Source organism: Holdemanella porci (assembly GCF_009696075.1).
GTDB lineage: Bacteria > Bacillota_I > Bacilli_A > Erysipelotrichales > Erysipelotrichaceae > Holdemanella > Holdemanella porci.
Genome location: NZ_VUMR01000072.1, coordinates 1 through 8,587, shown reverse-complemented (window position 1 = coordinate 8,587; position 8,587 = coordinate 1). Strand labels below are relative to the sequence as shown.

Here is an 8,587-nt window from a genome sequence, read left to right as displayed (position 1 = left end):
TTTTCTTGGATCTGTTGATCAGCTTCTCTTTTTCCTTTAAAGCCTTCTTCAATTGCTTCTCGTTCTTTTTGATTTTCTTGTCTATCTTTTTAAGACGAGTCTTGATCATATCTTGATTTTCTTTTTCTCTGCATTTAAGACTTTTCACCAAAGCCTTGGCCTCATAAATGGCAGACAAAGGAAAATAATCACTTGTACCATAGAAGGACTTGATCATTCTTTGATCTGTTTCTGAATAGGTAACATCCTTATAGGCACGATCAAAACAGATTTTGAATGCCTTATGAAGCATGCAGTTATACAGTTCAAGATCCTTTTTAATGATGGATTCTGCATCTGGTTCCAGATCTTTATAATAGATTCTTTGCGACATTGAAAACACCTTCATAAGACAAGTCCTCCTGTTCTATCCGTCTCTATTATACTATATTTAATACAGTCTTAATAGATAGATTTGAGACTTTCTAATTTATTTTATTTGTATCATTATATCACCAATGTGAATATGTGATATATTGCTGTATTCTCACATGTTCATATTAAATTCACATATAATTAATTTATGGACACCACTTATCATTCAAACATTCCAATTGAAACTCTATCATTATTAGATTGTGATGTTCGAAACTTCAATTTTATTCATCCCATCAAGAATATCTTCTTCGAAAATATTGAATACATTCGAAAACTAGATGCTTCCGGTAAAGCTCGTCCTTGCATCTTAGACAATGTAGAACGTTCATTACTTTGCCACACATGTTATCTTGGCTTTGATCAGTTTGACTGTACCGATTGTGACAACTGGAATATTATTCCACACTCATGTCATTCAAGGTTCTGTAATGCATGTGGTGTTAAATATGCCAAACAGCTTGCAGCCAAAGCCACTTCTTTTTGTCTTGACTGCCCTCATAGACACATTGTATTTACTATTCCTGAAGAACTTAGAAACTGGTTCAGACAGGATCGTACTCGACTCAATCTATTGTTTGTTGCTTCAAGAAACACCATTTCCATTCTCACTAATAAATCGATTGCTGATAAATTCAAAAAGAAAAAGCTATCTGATACCCACTATATATTCAAAGACATTCCTGTTCGTAATGAGTTTGGCATGATTGCCACTATACATACTTTTGGAAGGGACCTTAAATGGAATCCACACATTCATTGTCTTATTCCTGAATTAATCTATTCTTTTAAAAAAGATAAAATCAAAACATTTCATCATTTCAATTTTACTAAGCTTAGAAAAACTATTCAGTTTGAATTCATTCGACTCATACAGGAAGCCGGAGGATTAAAGAAAACTGAAGAAAAGAACAGACTCTATAAAGACCATCCTAAAGGATTCTATGTCTATGCCAAGTTCAAATCCACTGACAACGATTCTAACGATGCTTCAGCTAATAAAAACAGTAAAGATATTCAAGGCTGCGTAAACTATTTTATTCGCTATGCAGGTAGGCCTGCCATGGCTGAAAATAGAATCACAGAATACAATAAAGAATCAAAGACTGTCAGCTGGTTCTACAATGATCATAAGGATGAAAAACGTCATGATGTCACAGATAATGTGATTGATTTTATAAAACGTCTCATCATACATATACCGGACTATCATTTCTTAACCACTCGATATTATGGATTCTATGCCAATGCATCTAAGAAAACTCTAGATAAAGTACATGCACTTCTTGGAATCAAAAAGAACAAGGATTATTCTCGAGAAACAAGAACCAAAGTCCTTAAAAACAAACTTAATAAATTGAAGTACCGCACTCATTTGATTGATTCTTTTAACCTAAGATCCTATTCAATGTAAATGTAAAGCCACAATACAGTATACTTATAAATATAATCCATTCAAGGACAAAAGAAATGACAGAGCATACTGAAAAAGATGTATTGATGAAATGCACAAAATGCGGTTATGAAGAAGAAGTACCTAGATGGTTGATCGATGAATTATTTCCAAATGAACCTGAAGAAAACTATATGATGCACTACCCTGAATGCGATCATAAGATGATTGTAAAAAAATAATTCAGCAACTAAAGACAAATACAAAATGTTGGCTATTTTCAATAGCCCTTTTTGTCGTTCCTGATAACCTACAAATTGTGACAATTCGACTTTTTCACATATCACATTTCCCTGTTCCGAAACCAAAATCTTAATATATAAAAAAAAGATGTGATATCTCACACCTTATTTTGACATAGTTGCTTCAATTTCTTTATACGTTTCAACTGGGTTAGCACTCTTAGTAATTGAACGACCAACTACGATATAGTCACAACCTTGTTCTTTCGCAAATGCAGGAGTCGCGACACGCTTTTGATCATCTTTAGAATCACTTGCCAAACGAATACCAGGAGTAACTGTTAAGAAGTCTTCTCCACAAGCTTCGTGAATCGCCTTAGCTTCATGTACGGAACATACAACACCATCTAAGCCTGCTTCTTTGGCATTCTTCGCATATTTAATAACACAATCAATCACTTCACCTGGAATTCCTAATTCGTTATTCATAGCTTCTTTAGAAGTACTAGTAAGCTGAGTTACACCAATACACATAGGACGTTTTCCATCTTTAGCCCCTTCATTCAAGCCATCGATGGCAGCCTTCATCATCGCAATACCACCAGCACAGTGCACATTGACAATATCTACACCTAAGTTCGCTAAGTTTTTCATTCCACCCTTAACTGTGTTTGGAATATCATGCAATTTCAAGTCTAAGAAAATGTGGTGACCCATTTCCTTCACTGTTTTTACCATTTCTAAACCACACGCATATGTTAATTCCATACCAATCTTTACATATACAGGTTCATCAAATTGTTTTAAGAAATCTACAACTTCTTCTTTACTAGAAAAATCTAGTGCTACAATTGTCTTACTCATTATTTAAAACTCCTTCCAACTGCTTCTTCAATATTCTTATATCCATATTTCTCTAATACTTTTGGAAGATCCTCAATGATTTTTGGACATACATACGGATCCACAAAGTTTTGGGCACCCACTTCAACAGCACTTGCCCCAGCATTTAAGAATTCCAATACATCTTCTGCACAAGTAATTCCACCAACACCAATGATTGGAATATTTACAGCTTGTGCCACTTGATATACCATTCTTAAGGCAACTGGCTTAATGGCAGGACCAGAAAGGCCACCTGTGACATTGGCAAGTAATGGCTTTCCCGTCTTCAAATTGATGCGCATACCCATTAAAGTATTGATCAATACAATACCATCTGCGCCTACTTCTTCAACGGCTTTAGCAATTTCTACAATATCTGTTACGTTTGGTGAAAGCTTCACATATACAGGTTTTGTAGCTGCTTCCTTACAAATCTTTGTCACATGTGCTGCAAGCTCAGGTTTCGTTCCCAAACCAATACCACCATGTTTTACATTAGGACAAGAAATATTTAATTCATACGCCTTGATTACTGGCTGATCATTTAATTTCTTGATAACCTCTACATAATCTTCTTCACATGCACCCGCCACATTGGCCATGATTTCTGTATCATACTGTGCAAGGAATGGAAGTTCATTTTTGATAATTGAATCTACACCCTTATTTTGTAAACCAATCGCATTCAACATTCCCATTGGAGTTTCGGCAATTCTTGGTGTAGGATTTCCAAAACGCTCTTGTGGCGTAGCCGATTTGATGGCAATACCACCTAATACACTCAAATCATATAGTTCGGCATATTCTTTACCAAATCCAAAACATCCACTAGCTGGAATAATTGGATTTTTTAAATTTAATCCAGGTAGTTTTACTGAAATATCCATTATAAAGCCACCTTTCCCATTTCAAAGACAGGACCATCCTTACATACACGTAATGAATGTCCTTCTACATCTTTTACAACACATCCCATACAAGCACCAAGACCACATGCCATACGAGCTTCTAATGAAATATAGCCTTCACTATATTGTTCATTGATTGCCTTCAACATAGGTAAAGGTCCACAACTTAACACAAATGGACATGTCACATTGTTTTCTTTGATCGCATCTAATGCTGTACCCTTTGTACCTAATGAACCATCCATGGTTGCGACATATACATCGCATCCTAAAGCCTTAAATTCATCCACATAGAATACGCTACCTGCATCATTTGCACCTAATACTACAGTTACACGTGCATCTTTACTTAAATATTGTTTGGCTGTTTCATATAGTGGTGGTACACCAACACCTCCACCAATCAACAACACTTCTTCTTTATCTTCAATTGGAAAACCATTTCCAAGTGGACCAAAGATATCTAATTTTCCTTCAAGTTCAGTCATTTTTAAAGTACCTTCACCAAGCACCTTGTAGATAATGACTAAAATATCTTCCTTAATTTCACTAATCGAGATGGGTCTTCGCAAATAGAAACCTGGAACTGTGATTTCAATGAATTGCCCAGGCTTAGCTATTTTTGCTAAATCTGTTTTCAATTCCATTTTCCAAATATCTTTTGCGATTTCCACATTCGACAGAATCTTCGCAAATTCCTGCATACTATTTCCCCATTTCATTCATAGAAACCATTGAGAAACTCAATGAAACCATTGAGAAACTCAATGACTCTAAAACTTTCACTAATGCATTCGCTGTATCTAAACTTGTCATACAAGAAATGTTATTTTCTGCAGACACACGACGAATCAAGAATCCATCAGCACTTGTGTTCTTCTTATTAGACATTGTGTTAATGACAAAGTTTACACGTCCATTACGAATAATGTCTAGAACATTTTTACCATCTTCTGTTTCAATCTTACTAGCACGATGAACATACAATCCTTCAACTTCAAATAAGTCTGCCGTACCCTTTGTTGCATAGATTCCATATCCAATATTAGCGAAGCGTTTCGCCAATTCTAGTGCTTCTTATTTATTCTCATCATCAATTGTCATTAATACATTTCCATGTTTTATCCTTTCCATACTGTTTTTCCATCTACAATGGTTTCCTTTACTTGCGCATTTACGCTCCAACCATTAAATGGCGTATTTTTACCCATGGATTCAAATGTATCTATGTCGATCAAAGATTCATGTTCTAAATCGACTAAAACCAAATCGGCATTATAGCCCTCTTTAATTTGTCCTATATTCTCTAAGCCAAAACGCTTAGCAGGTGCAGCCGACATCCAATTTACCAATTGAGCCAATGTCCAACGTTTTTGGCGGTGAACAAACTCTGTGTATAGTAAGGCAAATGCGCTTTCTAATGAAACAATCCCAAATGGTGCTTTATCCATAGAACGCTTCTTTTCTTCAGAGGTGTGTGGTGCATGATCATTGGCAATGCAATCCAATGATCCGTTTTCCAAGCCTTCAATCAAAGCCATACGGTCTTCATGACTTCTTAAAGGTGGATTCATTTTCCAGTTTGGTCCAGCCACATCTTTATCTTCTAATAATAAGTGGTGTACTGTAACTTCAGCACTTACATTCGAACCTGATTCTTTTGCGTTTTTTAATGCTTCTACACTTTCTTTAGCTGAAATATGGCAAGCATGATAAGCGTTTCCTATTTCTTTTGTGATTTCTAAATCACGAATCAATTGTGCACTTTCACAAGCACTTGGAATTCCAATCCAGCCCTTAGATGTCACAACTTCACTGTCATGTACGCAAGCACCTGGTCTGCGATAACTCATATCTTCTGTATGAGCTACAATCATGCAGTCATTTTCTTTCGCCTTTTCCATGGCTTCTTTCATGATTTCTGGTGTAGCTACCCCAACACCATCATCACTGAACCAGCGTACACCTAATTCTTTGATACCCTTCATATCCACTACTTCTTTACTTGCCTCTTCTAATGTAATGCAAGCATATGGATATGTATGTACAACAGATTCTTTTTTGATTAATTGTTGATAGTCTTTCATTGTGTCTACATCATCTGGAAAAGGAATGACATTTGGCATCGCAAACACAGAAGTAAATCCTCCATGTGCCGCCGCTAAACTACCTGTATGAATGGTTTCTTTTTCACTGTGTCCAGGTTCTCTAAAATGCACATGTACATCCACTAATCCTGGAATTACAGTTAAGCCTGTGGCATCCACTGTATCACAGTCTTTCAAGATAGAATCACCAATCTGAATGATCTTTCCTTCGTCAATTAAAATATCTTTCTTTTCGAGACGATTGTCAATTAAAACTTGACCATTTTTGATTAAACGCATACTTATTTTTCCTTCTTGAATGGAGCAAAACCAAATCCACGTTTAATAACGGCCTTTCGAACCAACATACCATTGTGCATTTGTTCAAAAATTCTTGATTTTTCAGCTTCCACTAAATCCGTATCAATTTCAACACCACGATTCACAGGAGCTGGATGCATCACGATAGCCTTGTCTTTCATTCTTGCATAACGTTCCTTTGTAAGACCATACTTTTCTAAGTATTCACTATCTGTCATACCGGCCATTCCAGAACCTCTTTCTTTCTGGATACGAAGCATCATGACAACATCTGCCCATTCAACGGCTTCATCAAAGTCAATTGTTGGATAGCCAGGTCTTTCCCATTCTTTTGGTCCGGCAAAACGAACGGTTGACCCTAATTTTTCTAAAGCTTCTTTATCACTGGCAGCCACTCTTGAATGTAAGATATCTCCACAGATTACTACATTTAAGCCTTCTAGTGTGCCAAACTCATTTTGCATAGTTAGTAAATCTAACAAGCATTGTGTTGGATGGTTTCCTGCACCATCTCCAGCATTTAAAATTGGAATATTGATATTTTCCAATTCTTTAAAATATTCATCTTGAGAATGACGAATCACCACCATGTCATACCCAATTGATTCAAATGTCTTTACTGTATCATAAAGAGTTTCTCCCTTTGTGACACTGGATGCTCCAGCCGCAAAATCGGCTACTTGGCATCCTAATTGGTGCTGTGCACTTTCGAATGAGAAATGTGTTCGAGTTGAAGCCTCAAAAAAAAGATTAGCAACCAATGCTTTCTGCATCGGTAATTGCCAATCTTTAAAGGAACAATTAAAAAGTCTAGCATCATCAAGAATGCTATAGATGTCTTCAACTGACAGATCTCTCATGGATAATAACGAATTTTTGTTCATATAATCCTCCTTGTGATCTTAAAAAAAGGATTTAAAAAGTCCCTTTTCAAATCCAATTTCTCTTCTTTATATACTACCATAAATCATGAAATTTTCAATAATAAAGTTTCAGAACATACGGCTATTTTTTGATTGCGATACATTCAATTTCTACCTTAGCATTCTTAGGTAATTTAGCCACTTCAAAGCAACTTCGAGCAGGATATATACCATCAAAGTATTTCGCATATTCTTCGTTTACTTTCGCGAAATCTTTCATGTCATTCAATAATACGGTTGTCTTAACAATATCATCATATGTTAAGCCTGAAGCTTCTAATAATACGCCAATATTTTCAAAGGCTTTTTGAGTTTGTTCAGCAACATCTTCACTAACCAAATTTCCTTCTGTATTCATACCTAATTGTCCAGATAAGAATACTAGTCCTTCTGTTGCCACACCTGCTGAATAGGGTCCTAATGCCTTCGGTGCTTTTGCACTACTAATTTGATGTTTCATTTTATTTCTTTTAATCCAATAATTCTTTATCAATAATCTGAAAATTTGCTCTATGAATATACAAAGCCTTACCATCAATCATAAGTTTCGTCATTTTTGGTAAATTATCTGGAATCTTCCAATACACCTTATCTCCAGAGTAGGCGGCAATTGGCTGTCCTAATTGGGATTTAATGACTACAATTCTTCCTTTGCCAAACATATTTTTATACTTGTTAACAAAACGAGCAACAGACGTATTGTCTGATATTTGTCCATGCGTATTTGAATCAATATCTTCTTGTGTGAAATCCACATCCGGTGTTAAGCCTTTTTGTTCAAAAATACAAGTATCTCCACATGATTCTATTTCTTTTCCGTCTACCGTTATCGTAATTACACTTGATAATTCATATCCACGGACAACATGTCCATTTTCATCATAAGAAGTAGACTCTACCGCATTACCTGTAATACTGATTTTATCTCCACTTGTCTCCATGACTTCACTACCACAATTATCATACGTATAGATCATGTATCCATTACCTACTAAATTGCCCTTGATATCATTCAGAGCTGATTGAAACATGCTACAACCACTCAATAATATACATAGGCATACTACACTTATTCTTTTTATATTCTTATTCATATTTCCCCCGTTTTATAATGAAGCCATTCAAAACGAATGACTTAACAATTATTTTATCAATAGCTTTCGGATTGATTCTTCACTTACTGAGAAGATGGATGCGATACTTGAAACACTGAATCCTTTGTCTACCATCGTTCTATACATTTCTTTACGATTATTCTCGCTGCCTTGTTCGATACCCTGTTCGATTCCTTTTTTTATTCCTTCAGCTTCCCATTCCTTTGACTTTACTTCCAGCCATCTCTTTTCAGCTTCACACATTTCAATTTCCTCCTTTTCCTCTAATTCTTCTAAATCCAACCATTCTACATCCGTTA

The 8,587-nt window shown here is 35.7% G+C and carries 11 protein-coding genes and 1 pseudogene; 2 read left to right on the top strand and 10 right to left on the bottom strand.

Going from position 1 to position 8,587, the window contains the following annotated elements; all coding sequences use genetic code 11:
• On the bottom strand, positions 1 to 388 hold a 388-nt coding region (locus FYJ55_RS09760; RefSeq protein ID WP_154556664.1), incomplete at its 3' end, for a hypothetical protein.
• Positions 389 to 562: 174 nt separating this feature from the next.
• On the opposite strand from FYJ55_RS09760, the gene FYJ55_RS09755 reads away from it, so the two are divergent.
• The gene (locus tag FYJ55_RS09755) at positions 563 to 1,828 is read left to right on the top strand and encodes an IS91 family transposase (protein ID WP_154556663.1); all 1,266 of its coding nucleotides are present in this window, start codon (positions 563 to 565) and stop codon (positions 1,826 to 1,828) included.
• Positions 1,829 to 1,884: 56 nt separating this feature from the next.
• Positions 1,885 to 2,049: a hypothetical protein gene (locus FYJ55_RS10875; RefSeq protein ID WP_195836627.1), complete on the top strand. Its 165-nt coding sequence runs from the start codon at positions 1,885 to 1,887 to the stop codon at positions 2,047 to 2,049.
• Between the two features lie 165 nt (positions 2,050 to 2,214).
• On the opposite strand, the gene pyrF is transcribed toward FYJ55_RS10875, so the two are convergent.
• From pyrF to FYJ55_RS10870, 9 genes and pseudogenes are all read right to left on the bottom strand, one after another.
• A complete protein-coding gene (gene pyrF / locus FYJ55_RS09750) occupies positions 2,215 to 2,913 on the bottom strand; it encodes an orotidine-5'-phosphate decarboxylase (RefSeq protein WP_003866099.1) in 699 nt (232 codons plus the stop codon).
• Positions 2,913 to 3,821: a dihydroorotate dehydrogenase gene (locus FYJ55_RS09745; protein WP_154556662.1), complete on the bottom strand. Its 909-nt coding sequence runs from the start codon at positions 3,819 to 3,821 to the stop codon at positions 2,913 to 2,915. The genes pyrF and FYJ55_RS09745 overlap by 1 nt, the downstream gene beginning before the upstream one ends.
• Entirely contained in the window at positions 3,821 to 4,546 is a 726-nt protein-coding gene (locus tag FYJ55_RS09740) for a dihydroorotate dehydrogenase electron transfer subunit (RefSeq protein ID WP_154556661.1), read from the bottom strand. Before FYJ55_RS09740 ends, FYJ55_RS09745 begins: the two co-directional genes overlap by 1 nt.
• A gap of 1 nt (position 4,547) precedes the next feature.
• Entirely contained in the window at positions 4,548 to 4,907 is a 360-nt protein-coding gene (locus FYJ55_RS09735; protein WP_456152224.1) for a hypothetical protein, read from the bottom strand.
• A 56-nt stretch (positions 4,908 to 4,963) separates the two neighbouring features.
• Positions 4,964 to 6,229, bottom strand: a complete 1,266-nt coding sequence (locus FYJ55_RS09730) for a dihydroorotase (RefSeq protein WP_154556660.1) — start codon at positions 6,227 to 6,229, stop codon at positions 4,964 to 4,966.
• A 2-nt stretch (positions 6,230 to 6,231) separates the two neighbouring features.
• Positions 6,232 to 7,134, bottom strand: coding sequence for an aspartate carbamoyltransferase catalytic subunit (locus FYJ55_RS09725; RefSeq protein ID WP_154556659.1), 903 nt, complete (start codon positions 7,132 to 7,134; stop codon positions 6,232 to 6,234).
• Positions 7,135 to 7,255: 121 nt separating this feature from the next.
• Positions 7,256 to 7,633, bottom strand: coding sequence for a RidA family protein (locus FYJ55_RS09720; protein WP_154556658.1), 378 nt, complete (start codon positions 7,631 to 7,633; stop codon positions 7,256 to 7,258).
• A gap of 10 nt (positions 7,634 to 7,643) precedes the next feature.
• Positions 7,644 to 8,267, bottom strand: coding sequence for a DUF5052 family protein (locus FYJ55_RS09715; RefSeq protein WP_154556657.1), 624 nt, complete (start codon positions 8,265 to 8,267; stop codon positions 7,644 to 7,646).
• 48 nt (positions 8,268 to 8,315) lie between these two features.
• Positions 8,316 to 8,587 (bottom strand): annotated as a pseudogene (locus FYJ55_RS10870) (hypothetical protein); the annotation flags it as partial.